At 45.8% G+C, this 16473-nt stretch carries 19 protein-coding genes; 12 read left to right on the plus strand and 7 right to left on the minus strand.

The annotated features are described in order from the left end of the window. The first annotated feature begins 80 nt into the window (after positions 1–80). Genes ACLVWP_RS13015 through ACLVWP_RS13040 form a run of 6 tightly spaced genes read left to right on the plus strand, consistent with a single transcriptional unit; the run spans position 81 to position 6732 of the window. Complete coding sequence (locus ACLVWP_RS13015; protein ID WP_413557795.1) at positions 81–1556, plus strand: aldehyde dehydrogenase family protein; 1476 nt, start codon at positions 81–83, stop codon at positions 1554–1556. 1 nt (position 1557) lies between these two features. Then, a complete protein-coding gene (locus ACLVWP_RS13020) occupies positions 1558–2823 on the plus strand; it encodes a GTP cyclohydrolase II (protein WP_413557796.1) in 1266 nt (421 codons plus the stop codon). Continuing rightward, a complete protein-coding gene (locus tag ACLVWP_RS13025; RefSeq protein WP_413557797.1) occupies positions 2810–4024 on the plus strand; it encodes a URC4/urg3 family protein in 1215 nt (404 codons plus the stop codon). Before ACLVWP_RS13020 ends, ACLVWP_RS13025 begins: the two co-directional genes overlap by 14 nt. Before the next feature lie 32 nt (positions 4025–4056). Continuing rightward, positions 4057–4677: a uracil phosphoribosyltransferase gene (gene upp / locus ACLVWP_RS13030; RefSeq protein ID WP_413557798.1), complete on the plus strand. Its 621-nt coding sequence runs from the start codon at positions 4057–4059 to the stop codon at positions 4675–4677. A 5-nt stretch (positions 4678–4682) separates the two neighbouring features. Further along, the gene (gene udk, locus ACLVWP_RS13035; protein WP_413557800.1) at positions 4683–5318 is read left to right on the plus strand and encodes a uridine kinase; all 636 of its coding nucleotides are present in this window, start codon (positions 4683–4685) and stop codon (positions 5316–5318) included. A gap of 40 nt (positions 5319–5358) precedes the next feature. Beyond that, positions 5359–6732 carry an APC family permease gene (locus ACLVWP_RS13040; RefSeq protein WP_413557801.1) on the plus strand — a complete coding sequence of 458 codons (1374 nt, stop codon included), beginning with the start codon at positions 5359–5361 and terminating at the stop codon, positions 6730–6732. Positions 6733–6741: 9 nt separating this feature from the next. Here ACLVWP_RS13040 and ACLVWP_RS13045 read toward each other — a convergent pair whose 3' ends face one another. Together ACLVWP_RS13045 and ACLVWP_RS13050 are read right to left on the minus strand one after the other, a co-directional pair. Next, positions 6742–7167 (minus strand): group II truncated hemoglobin, encoded by a 426-nt coding sequence (locus tag ACLVWP_RS13045; protein WP_413557802.1) that lies wholly within the window; start codon positions 7165–7167, stop codon positions 6742–6744. A gap of 162 nt (positions 7168–7329) precedes the next feature. Beyond that, positions 7330–7791, minus strand: coding sequence for a hypothetical protein (locus tag ACLVWP_RS13050; RefSeq protein ID WP_413557804.1), 462 nt, complete (start codon positions 7789–7791; stop codon positions 7330–7332). 128 nt (positions 7792–7919) lie between these two features. Between ACLVWP_RS13050 and ACLVWP_RS13055 the strand changes: the two genes are divergently transcribed. Then, the gene (locus ACLVWP_RS13055; RefSeq protein ID WP_413557806.1) at positions 7920–8273 is read left to right on the plus strand and encodes a zinc ribbon domain-containing protein YjdM; all 354 of its coding nucleotides are present in this window, start codon (positions 7920–7922) and stop codon (positions 8271–8273) included. Positions 8274–8285: 12 nt separating this feature from the next. On the opposite strand, the gene ACLVWP_RS13060 is transcribed toward ACLVWP_RS13055, so the two are convergent. Continuing rightward, positions 8286–8744 carry an LEA type 2 family protein gene (locus tag ACLVWP_RS13060; RefSeq protein ID WP_413557808.1) on the minus strand — a complete coding sequence of 153 codons (459 nt, stop codon included), beginning with the start codon at positions 8742–8744 and terminating at the stop codon, positions 8286–8288. Positions 8745–8874: 130 nt separating this feature from the next. Between ACLVWP_RS13060 and ACLVWP_RS13065 the strand changes: the two genes are divergently transcribed. Next, a complete protein-coding gene (locus tag ACLVWP_RS13065; protein WP_413557809.1) occupies positions 8875–9120 on the plus strand; it encodes a hypothetical protein in 246 nt (81 codons plus the stop codon). A gap of 92 nt (positions 9121–9212) precedes the next feature. Here the strand turns inward: ACLVWP_RS13065 and ACLVWP_RS13070 are convergent, their stop codons facing one another. Further along, positions 9213–9434, minus strand: a complete 222-nt coding sequence (locus ACLVWP_RS13070) for a hypothetical protein (RefSeq protein ID WP_413557810.1) — start codon at positions 9432–9434, stop codon at positions 9213–9215. Positions 9435–9638: 204 nt separating this feature from the next. On the opposite strand from ACLVWP_RS13070, the gene ACLVWP_RS13075 reads away from it, so the two are divergent. Next, the gene (locus ACLVWP_RS13075; protein ID WP_413557811.1) at positions 9639–9989 is read left to right on the plus strand and encodes a hypothetical protein; all 351 of its coding nucleotides are present in this window, start codon (positions 9639–9641) and stop codon (positions 9987–9989) included. Between the two features lie 29 nt (positions 9990–10018). Here the strand turns inward: ACLVWP_RS13075 and dnaJ are convergent, their stop codons facing one another. The 3 genes from dnaJ to ACLVWP_RS13090 all read right to left on the minus strand — a co-directional run bounded on the left by dnaJ (position 10019) and on the right by ACLVWP_RS13090 (position 12513). Beyond that, positions 10019–11122 carry a molecular chaperone DnaJ gene (dnaJ, locus tag ACLVWP_RS13080; RefSeq protein ID WP_413557812.1) on the minus strand — a complete coding sequence of 368 codons (1104 nt, stop codon included), beginning with the start codon at positions 11120–11122 and terminating at the stop codon, positions 10019–10021. A 128-nt stretch (positions 11123–11250) separates the two neighbouring features. After that, positions 11251–11745, minus strand: coding sequence for a tetratricopeptide repeat protein (locus tag ACLVWP_RS13085; protein ID WP_413557813.1), 495 nt, complete (start codon positions 11743–11745; stop codon positions 11251–11253). Positions 11746–11949: 204 nt separating this feature from the next. Beyond that, positions 11950–12513 (minus strand): type IV pilin protein, encoded by a 564-nt coding sequence (locus ACLVWP_RS13090; protein WP_413557815.1) that lies wholly within the window; start codon positions 12511–12513, stop codon positions 11950–11952. 250 nt (positions 12514–12763) lie between these two features. Between ACLVWP_RS13090 and clpS the strand changes: the two genes are divergently transcribed. The 3 genes from clpS to htpX all read left to right on the plus strand — a co-directional run bounded on the left by clpS (position 12764) and on the right by htpX (position 16434). Beyond that, positions 12764–13108, plus strand: coding sequence for an ATP-dependent Clp protease adapter ClpS (clpS, locus tag ACLVWP_RS13095; RefSeq protein WP_413557816.1), 345 nt, complete (start codon positions 12764–12766; stop codon positions 13106–13108). Then, entirely contained in the window at positions 13105–15435 is a 2331-nt protein-coding gene (gene clpA / locus ACLVWP_RS13100; protein ID WP_413557817.1) for an ATP-dependent Clp protease ATP-binding subunit ClpA, read from the plus strand. The genes clpS and clpA overlap by 4 nt, the downstream gene beginning before the upstream one ends. A 99-nt stretch (positions 15436–15534) precedes the next feature. Next, the gene (gene htpX, locus ACLVWP_RS13105; protein WP_413557818.1) at positions 15535–16434 is read left to right on the plus strand and encodes a protease HtpX; all 900 of its coding nucleotides are present in this window, start codon (positions 15535–15537) and stop codon (positions 16432–16434) included. Positions 16435–16473: the final 39 nt, after the last annotated feature.

Raw genomic sequence — 16473 nt, forward strand, 5'->3', positions numbered from 1 at the left:
ATCTTTCTTAATTTGATCAATCTTACCGCTCGTTCATAAAGTTGAGACCTTAAAGTTTAAGTAATAAAGGTAACAACACAATGAGCGTTAAGATTCCTCTTAAGCCCGTTCCCGTTTTGAATTTCATTTCAGGAAAATTCAAAGCTGGCAGTGGCAAGATCCAACAAGTTCACTCCCCTCATAACGGTTCGGTTATTGGCGATCTTCATCACTCTAATAGCGATGACGTCGCACTGGCTGTGCAAGAGGCTGCCGCGGCTCAAAAAAAATGGGCAGCCTTACCAATCAAAGAACGCAGTAAAGTATTTTTTGAGCTGCGCCATATCCTGATGCGTGATCTGCATGAAATCGCGAACCTAAAAAGCTCTGAATCCGGCAAAACTTATCAAGAAGGCAAAGCCGGCCTCCTAAAAGGTATCGAGGTTCTGGAGTTTGCAACTGCGATACAAAACTTAGATGTCGGTGGGCGAACTGAAGTATCCCGAGGTGTTAGCTGCGAATACCGCCGTGAACCTTTGGGAGTTGTTGCCAGCATCACTCCCTTTAACTTCCCCGCGATGGTTCCCTTCTGGACAATTCCGAATGCTTTGATGTTAGGAAATTCATTGATTTGGAAACCGTCTGAGAAAACTCCCCTGACATCGATGAGAATTGCCGAGGCCATGCTTGAAGCAGGATTGCCAGAGGGTGTTCTACAAATTGTTCAAGGAGGACAAGAAGCCTCTGAGGCCTTGATCGATCATCCCGATGTTGCCGCGATTTCGTTCGTGGGCTCAACACCTGTTGCTCGCAAAGTTTATGAAAGAGGAACAGCGCTTGGAAAGCGAGTGTTGGCTTTAGGCGGAGCAAAAAATCACATCGTCCTTTTGCCTGACGCTAATCCTGATCTTGCAGGCGTGGGTATCAGCGACTCTTTCACTGGATGTGCTGGCCAGCGATGCATGGCCGCAGCTGTGCTGCTCGCTGTCGGCGACGTGGATTTGCATATTCAAAAAATCATTGCCCGCGCAAAATCCTTAGAGCTTGGAAAAGATATGGGAGCGATCATCTCCTCACAGCAAATCAAATTCCTAAACCAACAGATTCACCAGGCAGTTCAAGAGGGCGCGAAAATTATTTTGGATGGCAGAAATGCCAAGCCACCTTTTGATTGCATCAACGGGAATTGGGTAGGCCCTACAATTCTGGATGGAGTTTCACCAGATCAAGAAATTGCAAAGCTAGAACTCTTTGGCCCCGTTCTTTGTATCATTCGCTGCAACGATATCAGCGAAGCCATGAAAATTGAAAACTCCTCTCGCATGGGAAATGCTTGTTCAGTTTTTACCTCTTCAGGAGCTTTGGCAGAAAAAGTTATTAGTCTGGCATCGACCGGGATGGTCGGTGTGAACGTCGGCGTGCCAGTACCTCGTGAGCCCTACTCTTTTGGTGGCGTGGGTGATTCCAAGTTTGGACACGGCGATATCACGGGAATTTCATCCCTCGATTTTTGGTCAAACTTAAAAAAGGTCACAGTGAAATGGGACCAACAACAAGATAGCAACTGGATGTCATAATATGAATGAACTAAGAAGATCCCCGCACGTTGTTCTAACTTCGCATTCAAGTCATGTTTTCAAAGAAAGCCTTCCCATCAATTGGGGAGCTGCAACTCCTATGGAGCGCGGTCCCGTGATCGGTTCCTTGACGGATACTAAAAAAAGAAACGCCATCGGAACTCATAGTGGCAGCTACACAGTTTATCGAGCGCTTTCGATTGCACAAGGACGCTACTCCACCGCTCACCGTCCCGATTTGCACAACACCGAAAGCCCGGTGAAACTGGGACCTTTCCCGTCATGGTTTGAGTCCGACAAAATCGTGTCGTTGGATCCATGGGGTTTTGACGTTCCGATGCATTTTAAAGAAGCCTATGAGTGTGGCTATGATGTGCGACCGACCATTGCGATCACTCAAGCCCGCTTGCAAATTCCCGAAATCCAAGAGGCCTTGGAGTTAGGCCGTCTTAAAATTGACGGCAAGATCATCACGGAAAGTGGCGATATCAAAGTCACCAAAGTCGCTATCGAACCCGTCTGGCATTTGCCTGGTATCGCCAAAAGATTGGCTGTTGATGAGGGCGACTTAAGAAAAATTCTTTTCCAAGAAACTGGCGGAATGTTTCCAGAGCTCGTTACTCGCCAAGATCTGAAGGTCTTTCTGCCGCCAATTGGCTCAACGACAGTTTATATTTTTGGAGATCCTGCGGATCTTTGCAATCCACAAGTAGAACTCACTTGCCGAGTTCATGATGAATGCAATGGCTCTGACGTGTTCGGATCAGACATCTGCACTTGCAGACCTTATTTGATTTACGGAATCGAAGATGCGGCCCGCACCGCTCAAAGAGGTGGTGTTGGGATTATTGCCTACTACCGCAAAGAAGGACGCGCCTTGGGCGAAGTGACAAAATTCTTGGTCTACAATGCTCGTAAACGTCAAATTGGTGGCGACTCGGCAGCGACTTACTTCCATCGCACAGAATGCGTGGCCGGAGTTGAAGATGCTAGATTCCAAGAACTGATGCCCGATATTTTAAATTTCTTTGGGATCACTAAAATTCACAATCTGCATTCGATGAGCAATATGAAATACGATGCCATCGTTAAAAGTGGCATCACCGTGGTGAATCGTATTTCCATCCCCGATTATCTGATTCCAGCTGATGCTCAGGTGGAAATCGAAGCAAAGAAAGCCGCCGGATACTTTAATGCTGGAGCTGCTGCAAAATCATTAGAAGAACTCAGTCAAGTTCAAGGAAGGGGCATCGATGAGCACTATTAATTATGAAATGGCCAACCTGGATTTCTTACTCTCGCCTCAAGCGGTTCGAGACAGTGCTGAGAAAATTCTAGAGCTCACCCTGAAGGATCAAACTCACTTTAACTATCATCCGGAAAAACTTCCGGCGGTGGTAGACTATGTTTTAAAAGTGATCCGCGAAAATTACCCTCAGCTGGACATTCCCTTTCATTCGCGCTGGGGGCATTTTAAAGCAGGCAATGTAGATCGCGCAGCCTGGTTAAAAAAACGTATTCAGCATTTGGATCCTTTGGAACAAGCTCGTATCAAATTAGATTTGGTGATTCCTTCTGTCCTGCTTGATGCTGGTGCTGGAAATATCTGGTCTTTTAAGGAAGAAAGTACGGGTAAGATCTTTCAACGCTCTGAAGGTCTTGGCGTTGCCAGTTTTTATCTTTTTATCATTGGCTATCTCTCTGATGACCTGGATGAGCCGATGCAAGCGACTGATTTGGGACTCCAAACTCTGTCGAAAGAGGCTCTGTGCAAAATATTTCAAGTGAATGATCGTAATCCCCTGGTGGGAGTTGATGGTCGCTTGAAGCTGATTCAAAACTTAGGGCGCACGGTTGCTGAAAAAAGAAATCTGTTTCCATTAGGCAGACCTGGAAGTCTTGTCGATTATTTAAGAGCCAAGTACGGCCAACGCATCACTGGCCCGCAACTCCTGAGAGCCGTACTAGATGGACTCGGCGATATTTGGCCGGGACGCTTAGAGGTCGATGGAACAAATCTTGGAGACACTTGGGCTTACGAGAAAATCCCAGGGGGCCTGGCTTGTTTTCATAAGCTTTCACAGTGGATGACTTATTCATTGATCGAACCTTTGATTGAGGCTGGTTTTGAAATCATCGATGTCGATCAACTCACAGGACTTGCCGAGTATCGCAATGGCGGTCTTTTGCTTGATCGTGGATTGATTTCTTTAAAAGATCCTTCCTTGGCAGAAAAAACTCATGCTCCCAATTCTGAACTCGTCATTGAGTGGCGCGGGCTTACCATCAGTTTGCTCGACAGAATCGGTGCCGCCGTTCAAAAGGAACTCAGAAAAAATCCTTCCGAGTTCCCCCTCGCCAAAGTCCTCGAAGGAGGCACCTGGTGGGCGGGCCGCAAGGCCGCGAAAGACAAGCGCCCTGATGGGTCGCCTCCTTTGCGTATTCAAAGTGATGGGACTGTTTTCTAAAACTATTTTTGAGGTCAACAATGCAAACACGTATGAAAATTATTAACCATCCCCTGCTTCGTCATAAACTGGGGTATCTTAGAGACCGCAACACTTACTCCCACGAATTCCGGGAACTGGTAAAAGAGGTCACTAAGATCTTAGTTTACGAAGCCATGAAAGACTGGCCCCATATGGAAAAGGTCAGCATCGACACCCCAGTTGCCACGGCGACGGCTTATCGTATCGCCAATCCTCCGATTGTGGTCTCAGTAATGAGAGCTGGCAACGGTATGCTGGATGCTGCTTTGGCGATGCTCCCCTTTGCCAGCACAGGGTTTATTGGCATCTACCGTGACAAATTTATAAACAATACGGTCGAATATTACTTTAAGATGCCCCATGAAGTACTCGGCAAAGAGGTCCTCTTGTGCGATCCATTGATTGCTACGGCAGATACCATAATTGCCGCCATTGACCGCTTGAAAAATTACGGCGTAGGACGTATTAAAGTACTATCCATTTTAGCCAGTGAATCGGGTTTGCGCAAAATCCACCATTTCCATCCCGATGTCGAAGTTCTGACTTTAGATATCGAGACCGAGATGAATGAGATGGGCTACCTTGTTCCAGGCTTGGGTGATGCTGGCGACAGATTGTTTCAAACAAAGTAGGTTTCATGATTGCGACAGAACAACCAAAACCTCATATCATCGGCGTGGCTGGCGGAAGCGGCTCGGGAAAAACTTATTTCGCCCGTGAACTGCAAAATCTATTAGGTAAAGAGCACTGCTCGATCATCTATCAAGACAATTACTACCATGATCAGTCCGCACGCTTTGATGGTGACGGTGGTTCTGTGAATTTCGACCATCCTGACAGCCTTGATTTTCCTTTACTGGCAGAGGGCTTAAAGGTTCTAAAGACTGGCTCCCACATCTCTGTTCCTATTTATGATTTCGTCACTCACACCCGCAAAATCGAAACGCTGACAGCTCAACCAACTCGCATCGTTCTTGTGGATGGCATCTTGATCCTGAACTCCCCCGAAGTCCGCGCTCAATTGGATGAGGCGATCTTTTTCGACACTCCTGAGTTCATCCGTTTTGAACGCCGTTTACATCGTGATGTCGAAGAACGTGGTCGCACCGCTGAAGGGGTGAGAAAACAATTCGACTTACAGGTTCGTCCCATGCACAATTTGTTTGTTGAACCTTCAAAAGCCCATGCTCATCGCATTGTGAAAGACCACGAGGACTATCACCGTGCGCTGGCGCAGGTCCGCTTGCACTTGGCAACGAAGTTCAATTTATAATTTTTTACCCGAAAATAAAAAGTCGGTCGGAAAGGATTCCATGACTAGCAACTCTGAGATGAGCAGAACTTTGGGTTTTATCCCCGTTTTGTCCTTAGTGATCGGTACGATCTTGGGAACTGGCGTTTTTCTTAAAGCCGCCATTATGTCTCAGTACCTGGGCTCCTCCACGTGGGTTTTGATCGCCTATGTCGTTGCAGGTCTGTTGTCTTTGGCTGGCGCTTTAACTTACGCTGAAATCGGAATCCTCTTCCCACGCGCTGGTGGCGAATACGTTTACTTGAAAGAAGCCTTTGGCGAAATGCCCGCCTACTTGTACGGCTGGCAACGTTTCTGGGTGAGTGCTCCTGGTACCATCGCAGCTTACGCCGTGGGAACGGCGACCTTTGCTGCTCCCATCATGAAGCTTGATTGGATCGGTGGACAAAAAGGTTTGGCGATTGGTCTGATTTTAGTCTTTTCTTTGCTCAACTGCTTGAACGTTCAACTGAATGGTCGCCTGCAAAGTGTGATGACCTTTGTGAAAGTTGCGATGCTTTTCTTTATTATTGGTGGCGTTTTGATGTTCAGTGAGAGCGGTAGCAATTCTAATATCACTGCTTCAGGTACCGCATTCCCAGGCTTCAGTGCTTTCGGTGCGGCTTTGCTCGCTGCTCTTTGGGCGTATGATGGTTGGAACAACATGCCGATGGTGGCTGGCGAGATTAAAAATCCTAAGCGAAATATTCCTTGGGCGTTGGGCGCTGGGGTTTTGATTATCCTGGGGCTTTATAGCTTGATTCATTATTGCTACTTCTATGCTTTGCCTTTTAGCGAAATTTTGAATGCGAACTCCAAAGTAAATCCTGATGCTTTGCCTGCCGCTGCTAAAGTGGCAGTGACTTTCATGGGCTCAGCGGGAGTATTGTTTTTAGGAATTGCGATGATGTTCTCGGCATTGGGAGCCATGAGCTCTTCGATCCTGACGAATGCTCGCGTGCCTTATGCCATGGCGAAGGACGGCCTTTGCTTGCAGTCTTTGGCCAAGCTTCATTCTAAAAGTGAATCACCTTATGTCGCGATTTTAGTTCAAGCCGTTATGTCTGCGGTTCTTGCGATGTCTGGATCATTTGATCAGCTGACTGATTACGTGGTGTTTGCTTCGTGGATCTTTTATGCTTTGGTGACAGGCTCTGTGTTTATCTTCCGCAAAAGAATGCCTGAGGCCGATCGCCCTTACAAAACTTTAGGTTATCCGTGGGTGCCAGTGGTGTTCTTGGTTTTGGCTGTTTTGCTTTTAGTAAATACTTTGTGGACGAGCCCTCAAGAAAGTCTATGGGGTCTTTGTATCATCATGGCAGGAGCGCCCGTTTACTATATCCAAAAAAAGTATTTCAGCGGACAGCCTAGGATTCAGGCTGTGACCGCTGAGTAAGTAAGTAACTTACTGACCGTGGCCTTCGCCATCTGACGAAGGCTCTGGCTGATTTCTCATGTGATCAGCCAGATTCAAGATCGAGTGAAGCATTTCGCTTCTGTACGGTTCTTGTACTCCAGCGTCTTCCATTGCATGCACCATGCAAATCATCCACTGATCACGTTCTGATTTTCCGATTTTAAAAGGCATATGGCGCATGCGCATGCGTGGATGGCCGAAGCGCTCTTGGAACAAATTCGGTCCACCCAACCAACCCGACAAAAACATGAACAGCTTTTCTTCAGAGCCCTTCATGTTTTCAGGGTGCATATCACGCACGCCTTTTGTTTCAGGCAAAGTGTTCATGACTTCATAAAATCTTTGGCAGATTTTTCTTAAGACTGGCTCTCCGCCAATCAAGTCATACATTTTCGGTTGTTGTTGTTCAGACATAGTTTCACCGCTTTTTAAAAATTCGCGGTGAAACTACTAAATAATAACTTTGGACGCAAGGAAACATTCCTTGGGAGCTTTAAACATTGGTTTAATCAAGGCGCCAGGAGGAAGGCGTACATTGTACGCCGACGACGCAGCAACGCCGAGTAAACCAATGTTTTAGTTCATCATTTGGATTTCAGCTGTGGCTTCAAGGTTTTCGCCTTCGCCGTTGTGGCCATAAACCGTCAGATAACCCCATTTCGGGTGACCGCTGAATGGAACTGCTCCACACTTCATGTTGCAGAACGTCTGCGCTCTCATACCTGGGTTGATAACATCAGCCAAACCCAGCTCTTGCATAACTTTACCTGAGTAAGTGCAAGCATAACCCATATCACCCGTTCTGAATGTGATGCGCGTTGGATAAAAATTCTTGTTAGTTTTGTTCGTCACATACAACTCAGAGATGCTGATGTGAGGAGCCGACAAATCCTCTGTACGACCTGCATTCATTGCTGTACAGCTCGTGCCACGCCCTGGAATTGGGTATAGATGATTGTTTGTTTCTATTACCAGTGAGCCCGCATAAACGTTGGAAGCCGCACCTAAAGTCGCAAGCAAAAGCAAAATAGATTTCATATGAAACTCCTTTGACTCAACCGTACTTGTCAGTCGCCACCTTAGCCAAGCAGAGATCAACGCGCCAATTTTACAATACTGCAAGATTAGCCCTTGAAACTCGAGGCATTATGTTTCAAATTCATTGCATGGAAAATAAATGTCCCCAATGTAACTCCGAAAATATTTACGAAGACGGCAATCTGTGGATCTGCCCTGAATGTTCCCACGAATGGAGCGCTCACGCCGCTGGCGAAACTGCCGCAGCAGCCGAAGAAACTCCCGGTGTTATTAAGGACGCCAACGGAAACATCCTTCAAGATGGTGACACTGTTGTTGTAGTCAAAGATTTGAAAATCAAAGGTTCATCTTCTGTTGTGAAGGTTGGAACTAAGGTTAAAAACATCCGCTTGCAAGAAGGCGGCGACGGCCACGATATTTCATGTAAGATCGATGGTTTTGGCGCGATGAATTTGAAGAGTGAATTTGTTAAGAAGGCTTAGCGAGCCCTAAGCCTATTCTGCGTTTTTCTTAAGGCCATTCATATTGAATTGGCCTTTTTCTTTAAATGGAATCTTGAATCCTGAAACCTTTGCTTCACCCAGAACTTGGTAGCCCACGTCCTGCCCCGCTAGTACTTTGGTAACTCCATCGATCGCTCTTAAGAAGTTCACCGGAAGTGGAACCTCAACTAGCGTTGTCTCCCCTGCTGGGATTTTTGTCTTTCTATCTGTTTTTGCTTTTGCGAATTCTTTGTCGTCGATTTGAATCTCGTAGCTGAGCTCATCAACATTCAGGTCTATCTTATTAGGATTTTTTACGCTCAATACAAAGACCATCGTTGTCGAAAGTGGAGTTGTGTCTTGCAGATAAATTTTCGCGAGATCAATTTCTGGCTCTTTTGCGTAACGTTCTTTCAAATACGAACAACCGCCTAAGATCATTGCCATCGTGATTAGAATTAATGATTTCATTACAGGCCTCCTAATAGCTCGTACTCTCTTCCCAAAAGTATCCCATTTGAATTTGTATAAAGACAAGCTGTGGTGTGCCTTCCTAGGCAGGAATCGAAATTTCGGGAACACTGATCCGTGGAGGCAGAATATGAAATACGTTCTTGCACTGATGTTAATGATTGGCTCGACCGCATCCTTTGCCAACGAAAAAAAGGATGAACCAACAAATACTGCAAAACCAGATCAACGCGAACCCATGGATGAGTCTCAAAGAAAAATGGATGCCGCGATTGGAAAAAATCATGTGGGTCCGACACCGACCAATAAAAAAGCTAAAAAGCCTTTCGCTAGCAAAGAAGAAAAAGCGAAAGACGACACAAAATCAGCTTACTAAAAATGCTCCAAGAGGGCCCAAGTCCTGAAAAACTGGAATTGGCCCTCTTGGCGGACTGCTAGCGCTTTCCTACGAAAGCTTGAACGCAGTCCCTAAAGATCTTCATCATCTTCCATTATACCGCTCCCGGATTTTCTGGAAGAGTTTAAATTGGAAGTGCCTTTGCGTGAACTTGTAGAGCTAGCATCTCTGCTGCTACTACTACTTGAACTTCCAACTTTTTTGTCTGGTTTAAACGAGCTATCGCGACTGTTTGAGAAATTGCGGTCGCTACCACTACTGCCGCTTGATTTTCCTGTATTACGAGTTGCCATAAATGCCTCCTCAAAGGAAAGGAATGTTGTTTCAGTAGCCCTATCATACGCTTCTTACTTCTCCCCTCGTTGTTCGGTTAGACGAAAGGGCAACAAATCTGTCTTTAAGACAAGGTAGAACCGAATTGTTTCTACTTTTAAAGTGCGCAAATACAAGCGCATCCTAGTTTTAAGAGAGTAAAATATGAAGCACGGAGGTGCTTTATGAGCTTTCTCAATAGATCAGAAAATCAGAATGAAAACTGGAGTGCCGTGAAATCCATGGTTCATCGTCGCTGGTCAGAGATCTCCGATGACGAAATCGAAGCTACTCATGGCGATAAGGATGCGGTCATCGACTTGCTCGCCGGAAAGTATCAGATAGAGCATGATGAAGCCGTCAGCCGCTATGAAACTGCTCTCGCAGAGGAAAAACAAAAATTTCAAGCCGTGGAAGAAATCCGCAAATCTGAAATCCGTTTTGAAACAGATGGCGGCAGAGTCGTTCCTGGATTTGACGATAGTTATGAATATCAAAGCTCTGAAGATGATGACTCAAATGAGATCAGACACTGAATAAAAAAGGCAGCTTTCGCTGCCTTAAATTAGCCAAATAGTTTTTTACCAGCGGCACTTACTTTGAGACCTTTTTCCTTGGCGATTTCGCGAAGGTGCTTTTCCTCTTCTTTACCAAGTTTATCTGGGAAATCCACACTCACATGGTAGTAGATATCACCACGACGATTGCCACGAAGTGAAGGAAGACCTTCACCTGACAACTTCACATTGTCACCGTCCATGCAACCACGAGGGATTTCAACCGTTGCTTTACCAGTGACCGTTGGAACTTCCACCTCACCGCCCAAAAGCATTTGGACATAGGGAACATTCAACTCGCCGATCAAGTCATCACCACGACGTTCAAACTTGTTATGAGGCTTTACGCGAATCTCAACGTAAAGATCGCCCGGCTGGCCGCCCATATAACCGCCCTCACCCTCAGTCGCAACACGCAGGCGCGTGCCTGTGTCTACTCCTGGGGGAATGTTTAAGCGGATTTTTTTATGAATGGATGTACGGCCTTTGCCCTTGCATGGCTTACAAGGATTTTTAACGACAGTTCCTTGACCGTGACAAGTTGGACAAGTCGATGCCATCGCAAAGAAACCTTGAGAACGAACGACTTGGCCTGAGCCTCCGCACATTGTACATGCTTCAGGAGTTGAACCTTTTTCTGCTCCCGAGCCATTGCACGTTTTGCAGTTTTCATCTGTATCGAATTCGATTTCTTTTTCAAGACCCGAGATCACATCTTTCAGTTGAATCTCTGTCACGTAACGAAGATCTGAACCTCTGCGCGGTTCATTTCTGCTACGGCGTTGTTGGCGAGGACCGCCGCCACCGAAAAGATCACCAAAGATGTCTCCGAAGTGCGAGAAGATATCGTCAACGTCTTGGAAGCCGGCTCCACCGCCGCCACGGCCTGTGAATGCATCATGACCGAAGCGATCATACTGAGCGCGCTTTTGCGCATCACTTAGAATCTCGTAAGCACCCGCGGCTTCTTTAAACTTTTCCTCAGCTTCTTTGTTTCCGGGATTTTTATCAGGATGGAACTGCATCGCCATCTTGCGATACGCCTTTTTAATTGTGTCCTGATCCGCGTCTTTCGCGACGCCTAGAATTTCGTAAAAGTCTCTTCGAGCCATGAGCCGTCCATTTCAAACATATTCACTATTTCTGAAATATGGTGCTTTGAGCCGGATTCGTCAAATACGGAATAAAAAAATATTAAATACGCGTGATTATAGGGATTTAGCGCCCTGAAGCATAGCCTCTAGTTCGCCTTAATACTGTCTATCTTTTTCTGAAGGCGCTCTATAAGGAGCTGATCCTGCCCACTATCTTTCATTTCCTGGAGAAGTTTTTCTGCCAATTCAACATCTCCAGAATCAGAATATAGCCTCCCCGCAAGAACCCTTGTCCAAGGCGGAGCCCCGTTGTTTGCCGCTTCGATTAGCAACTCCGCAGCCCTTCTATTGTCTTTCACTTCGTAAAGATAGTGATAGGCGGCACGATATAGTATAGGCCAATCATGTGGAAAGGCTTTGACTGATTTATCGAAGATCTTTGTGGCTCCATCTATATCACTGATTAATATTGTTAAAGCCAACCCGCCAACTGCATAGGCTATTCTGAATTTCGGAGAAAGGTTTGTCGTAGTATCCACCATATGGTACAACCACGAATCATTTTTACAAGTATTCGCAGCAATCTCCTGCTCGCAGTAATCCAAATCCTGCAACAGCCTTATCCACATTGTATCTGCCATTATCTCATTATAACCAAACGTAAACCTTTCCATTTCAGGAAGAGGCTTAAGATATACTGATCGATTAGTGAAGGAAGTCGGTCTATTCGTCTGTGATAGAAGGAGAAGCAACAAAGAAAAAATCCCGAGCATAATACTCGGGATTCTTTCTTTAAAATTTAATGGCAATGAGTTTTTAGATAGTAAACTCATAATTCCCAAAAACTAAGGGATACCTGACGCTGTGTTAATTAGAAGTTTGTTTTGGTCCATTGTCCAAAAGTCACCCGTAGCAACTGAAGTATGAATGATCGCTCCTGCTGCTGCAGTGAACGTAGTTTGTGACGTCGTCGAAGCTGGCAAAGTTAGAGTATTCGCAACACCAGTAGCTCCATTCAACATAGCGCAACCATTTGAAATAGCACCGCTAGCCCCACAGTATGTACGTGTAAGTGTATTACCAGTACCGATAGTCGTGTTATTGAATCCGTTTGCAGCTGTAGCATTTGGACCAGCTGTTTCGAAGCCAACATTATAGCGCAATTGACCTTCAGGAGAATAACCCACCGCCTGGAAGCGAGAGTCGTAAGTTGTATACTCAGCATAGAATGCTTTCTCAGAAGTATACAAAGAAGCCAAGTTAGTTTTCGCTTCTGATTGACGTGCTTTCGCGATGTATTTGTTAACTGCTGGTACCGCGATAGATGCCAACACACCGATGATCGCAACAACGACCATCAACTCAACTAGCGAGAAACCCGCTTGAGACGTTCTAGTAGTTTTTTTCACTGAAGACCTCCATAAGTCTTATTTTAAAACTGTTAAAAACTGAAAATGACCTAATGCTTATCGACATTAGTGTGTCAAAACTAAAACATGAAAGCAAGTCTGAGAAATCAAAGTGACTTCGCGAAAACTTAATTTTGTTTTCGAGTACAACATGTGAGCGAAGCACGACTATACTCTAGCTTTTTGAGACACCTAGACTTGCCAACAGCAATTTCGTGCTCATTCTGAGACAAGGAGTAGAATAGAGAACATGGCAAATGATAACGGAAACAAAAACGGAAACTTCCCTTACTCATCAACCGACGGAGAAGCTGGGGTCCAGCTCGTCCCAAAACTAGACACTCCTAAGATGTACAAGGTCATTCTTCTAAATGACGACTACACCCCGATGGACTTCGTGGTTCTTGTATTGCGTCGGTTCTTTGCGAAATCAGAAGATGAAGCCACAAAAATCATGTTAGATGTACATAAGAAAGGCGCCGGCGTAGCTGGAGTCTTTAGTCTAGAGATCGCTGAAATGAAAGTGATGCAGGTGAATCAATTCGCCCAACTTAATCAGAATCCCCTTAAGAGCACACTGGAGGAGGAACCATGATGAGCCGCGAGCTTGAACGCAAGTTAGCAGAAGCCACAGAACTCGCAAAACGTCATCGTCACGAGTTCGTGACCCTTGAACACATCCTACTCGTCTTATCCGAGACACCTATAATGGTGGAAATCTTGGAGGCCTGCGCAGTCAACGTGCAACGCCTTAGACAAGATCTCAGGGAACACCTTAAGGTGGGAATCCCACAAATCACGGACGAGCAATTAGGATCGTATGGTGGATTTGATTCTTGGAATCCCGAGTTCACACTCGCCTGCCATCGTCTGATTCAAAGAGCAGCAATTCAAATGAAGAGTGCTGGTCGGAATCAAATTAGCGAAGGCAGCCTATTGATATCCTTGTTCTATGAACAAGACTCTCATGCGACATTTGCTCTCGCTCGCCAAGGTCTCACTCAATTTGATATTATAAATTATGTTTCACATGGCATTACGAAAGATGGAAAGGATCACGACATCCCTCCAGCTTCCTCTGCCCGCCCTACTGAGTTTAACCAAGAGTCTTTCGAAGAAGGTCGTGGATCTCCTTTAGAAAGTTTCTGTGTGAACTTAAATGAGAAAGCAAAGTCAGGGAAACTCGATCCACTTATTGGGCGCGAAGACGTTATTGAACGTACGGTTCAAGTACTTTGCCGCCGCACCAAGAACAATCCTCTGCTTATCGGCGAGCCCGGCGTAGGTAAAACAGCCGTGGCTGAGGGACTTGCACAGAAAATCGTCGCAGGAGAAGTTCCAGAAAAACTTAAATCTGCCGTGATCTACTCACTTGATCTTGGCGGCCTGCTTGCGGGAACAAAGTTCCGTGGTGATTTCGAAGGTCGTTTGAAAGCTGTCGTTAAAGAAATCGCTAAACGCCCTCACACAATCCTCTTTATAGATGAAATTCATACGATTGTCGGCGCCGGAGCAACAAGCGGTGGCTCGATGGATGCTTCCAATCTACTAAAGCCCGCCCTTGCAAATGGCGAAATCAGTTGCATTGGTTCCACCACACATCAGGAATACCGTCAGTATTTTGAAAAAGATCGCGCTTTGAATCGTCGCTTCCAAAAAATCGACGTCAACGAGCCTTCCAACGAAGACTGTATTAAGATTTTGACGGGCTTAAGAAAATCCTACGAGACATTCCATCATGTGACTTATAGCGATGCAGCCATCCGCGCAGCTGTAGAGCTTTCACAAAAACACATCCACGGAAAACTTTTGCCCGATAAGGCCATCGATGTCTTGGATGAGGCTGGTGCTCACTTCCGTTTGAAAAATGCGACGGAAGACATTATTAGTCTTGATACACCAGAAATCGAAGAAACGATCGCGAAAATGACCGGCCTTCCGGTTGCGACTGTTTCCTCGACGGAAAAAACACAACTGCGTGATCTAGATAAAAAACTAAAAGCACTTATCTTTGGGCAAGACGACGCGATCGACCGCTTGGTTGCCAGCATCAAATTTGCTCGAAGCGGCTTAGGACGACCGAACAAACCTATCGGCAGCTTCCTTTTCACAGGACCGACAGGCGTTGGTAAAACTGAAGTTTGCCGTCAGCTTGCACAAATCATGGGTGTTCATTTTGAACGCTTTGATATGAGTGAGTACATGGAAAAGCATGCCGTCTCTCGCTTAGTCGGCGCGCCTCCGGGATATGTCGGTTACGAAGAAGGCGGTCTACTGACTGAAGCTGTCAGTAAGCATCCTTACTGCGTTCTTCTTTTAGATGAAATCGAAAAAGCCCATCCCGATATCAACAACATCCTTTTGCAAGTCATGGATGCTGGTCGCCTGACTGATAGCAATGGCCGTGTTGCTGACTTTAAAAATGCTGTGATCGTGATGACTTCTAATGCCGGTGCTGCAGAAACAGCTAAAGGCACAATCGGCATGGTCGAAGAAAGCCGCAGCCTTCTGTCGATGGATGCGATCAAGAAAACATTTGCGCCAGAGTTTATCAATCGCTTGGATGCAGTGGTTTCTTTCCGCGATTTATCCGATGACATGGTTTTGAAAATCACGCAGAAATTTGTTGATGAGTTGGCAATGGTTCTTCTACAGAAAAAAGTGGAACTCAACGCCTCCCCTGACGTCATCAAATGGCTGATGAAAAAAGGTTTCGACAAAGTTTATGGGGCTCGTCCCCTGGCTCGTACAGTTGATGAACATCTGAAAAAAGCTTTGGTTGATGAACTGCTCTTCGGTCGACTTGTTGACGGTGGTCGTGTCAATGTGGAACTTGATAAGGACATTTTGCGGTTCCAATTTAGCACCACTCCCAATGGCGGAGCGGGACAAAAAAATCAAAAACAGCCAGTTACAACCTAGTCGTTTTAGGCTCCTCTTCTTAACAGATTTGAAGAGGAGCGCATATTGACAATTCCTAGAGAGATATCAAAATTAAGGTGTCTCTTAAAGGAGTTAAAAATGTCTTTTCTAAAAAGAATCGGATTATTCATTCTAACGAATCTTATGGTGATCGTGACCATCGGTATCGTTTGGTCAATAATCAGCCGCGTGTTCGGCCTTGATAAACTTAATGGCTACGTCCCATTCATGATGGTGTTCTGTGCTGTTTGGGGTATGGGTGGCGCGTTCATTTCTTTGCTTATGTCCAAATGGATGGCAAAGATGTTCCACGGCGTTCAAATCATTGAAACAAACAATCCGAACCCACAACTTCGCGCACTTGTAACAACAGTGCATGAGCTTTCTCGTCGCGCTAAACTTCCTAAAATGCCTGAAGTAGGTATTTATGAATCTGCCGACATCAATGCCTTTGCAACAGGACCTTCGAAAAGCAATTCACTAGTTGCTGTTTCTACAGGTCTTTTGCAACGTATGAACGAAAAAGAAGTTGAAGGTGTCCTTGCCCACGAAGTAGCCCATATTGCCAATGGCGACATGGTTACTATGACGTTGATCCAAGGTATCGTTAATGCCTTTGCGATGTTCTTCTCCCGTATCCTTGCAAACCTTGTGGCACAGAACGTGGATGAAAAACTACGTGGCATCGTACACTTCGGTGTTGTGATCTTGGGCGATATCGCCTTCACTATGCTGGGTTCAATCGTGGTTAACTACTACTCTCGCAAAAGAGAGTTCCGCGCGGATGCTGGTGGTGCGAAATACTCATCTCGTGAGAATATGATCGCCGCTCTTCAAAAGCTTCGCTCAGTTTATGACCTACCAATTCCACCGGAAGAAGGTCAGACTGCGACGCTAATGATCTCCAACCGCGACAAAGGTGGTTTGGCTGGACTGTTTATGACTCACCCACCGCTTGAAGTTCGTATCGAAACTCTTCAACGCGGCACTCGTCTGTAATTTTCTATTCCTTTGCAACCGAGGCATGAACGGGCTTAA

Origin of the sequence: Bdellovibrio sp. HCB209, from assembly GCF_047306065.1 — a bacterium.
In the GTDB taxonomy this organism is placed as follows: domain Bacteria; phylum Bdellovibrionota; class Bdellovibrionia; order Bdellovibrionales; family Bdellovibrionaceae; genus Bdellovibrio.

What these genes read in the sequence shown, in the direction of transcription:
- ACLVWP_RS13015 (WP_413557795.1), top strand. Translation starts at nt 81, where the DNA reads ATGAGCGTTAAGATTCCTCTTAAGCCCGTTCCCGTTTTGAATTTCATT.
- ACLVWP_RS13020 (WP_413557796.1), top strand. Translation starts at nt 1,558, where the DNA reads ATGAATGAACTAAGAAGATCCCCGCACGTTGTTCTAACTTCGCATTCA.
- ACLVWP_RS13025 (WP_413557797.1), top strand. Translation starts at nt 2,810, where the DNA reads ATGAGCACTATTAATTATGAAATGGCCAACCTGGATTTCTTACTCTCG.
- upp (WP_413557798.1), top strand. Translation starts at nt 4,057, where the DNA reads ATGAAAATTATTAACCATCCCCTGCTTCGTCATAAACTGGGGTATCTT.
- udk (WP_413557800.1), top strand. Translation starts at nt 4,683, where the DNA reads ATGATTGCGACAGAACAACCAAAACCTCATATCATCGGCGTGGCTGGC.
- ACLVWP_RS13040 (WP_413557801.1), top strand. Translation starts at nt 5,359, where the DNA reads ATGACTAGCAACTCTGAGATGAGCAGAACTTTGGGTTTTATCCCCGTT.
- ACLVWP_RS13045 (WP_413557802.1), bottom strand. Translation starts at nt 7,167, where the DNA reads ATGTCTGAACAACAACAACCGAAAATGTATGACTTGATTGGCGGAGAG.
- ACLVWP_RS13050 (WP_413557804.1), bottom strand. Translation starts at nt 7,791, where the DNA reads ATGAAATCTATTTTGCTTTTGCTTGCGACTTTAGGTGCGGCTTCCAAC.
- ACLVWP_RS13055 (WP_413557806.1), top strand. Translation starts at nt 7,920, where the DNA reads ATGGAAAATAAATGTCCCCAATGTAACTCCGAAAATATTTACGAAGAC.
- ACLVWP_RS13060 (WP_413557808.1), bottom strand. Translation starts at nt 8,744, where the DNA reads ATGAAATCATTAATTCTAATCACGATGGCAATGATCTTAGGCGGTTGT.
- ACLVWP_RS13065 (WP_413557809.1), top strand. Translation starts at nt 8,875, where the DNA reads ATGAAATACGTTCTTGCACTGATGTTAATGATTGGCTCGACCGCATCC.
- ACLVWP_RS13070 (WP_413557810.1), bottom strand. Translation starts at nt 9,434, where the DNA reads ATGGCAACTCGTAATACAGGAAAATCAAGCGGCAGTAGTGGTAGCGAC.
- ACLVWP_RS13075 (WP_413557811.1), top strand. Translation starts at nt 9,639, where the DNA reads ATGAGCTTTCTCAATAGATCAGAAAATCAGAATGAAAACTGGAGTGCC.
- dnaJ (WP_413557812.1), bottom strand. Translation starts at nt 11,122, where the DNA reads ATGGCTCGAAGAGACTTTTACGAAATTCTAGGCGTCGCGAAAGACGCG.
- ACLVWP_RS13085 (WP_413557813.1), bottom strand. Translation starts at nt 11,745, where the DNA reads ATGGCAGATACAATGTGGATAAGGCTGTTGCAGGATTTGGATTACTGC.
- clpS (WP_413557816.1), top strand. Translation starts at nt 12,764, where the DNA reads ATGGCAAATGATAACGGAAACAAAAACGGAAACTTCCCTTACTCATCA.
- clpA (WP_413557817.1), top strand. Translation starts at nt 13,105, where the DNA reads ATGATGAGCCGCGAGCTTGAACGCAAGTTAGCAGAAGCCACAGAACTC.
- htpX (WP_413557818.1), top strand. Translation starts at nt 15,535, where the DNA reads ATGTCTTTTCTAAAAAGAATCGGATTATTCATTCTAACGAATCTTATG.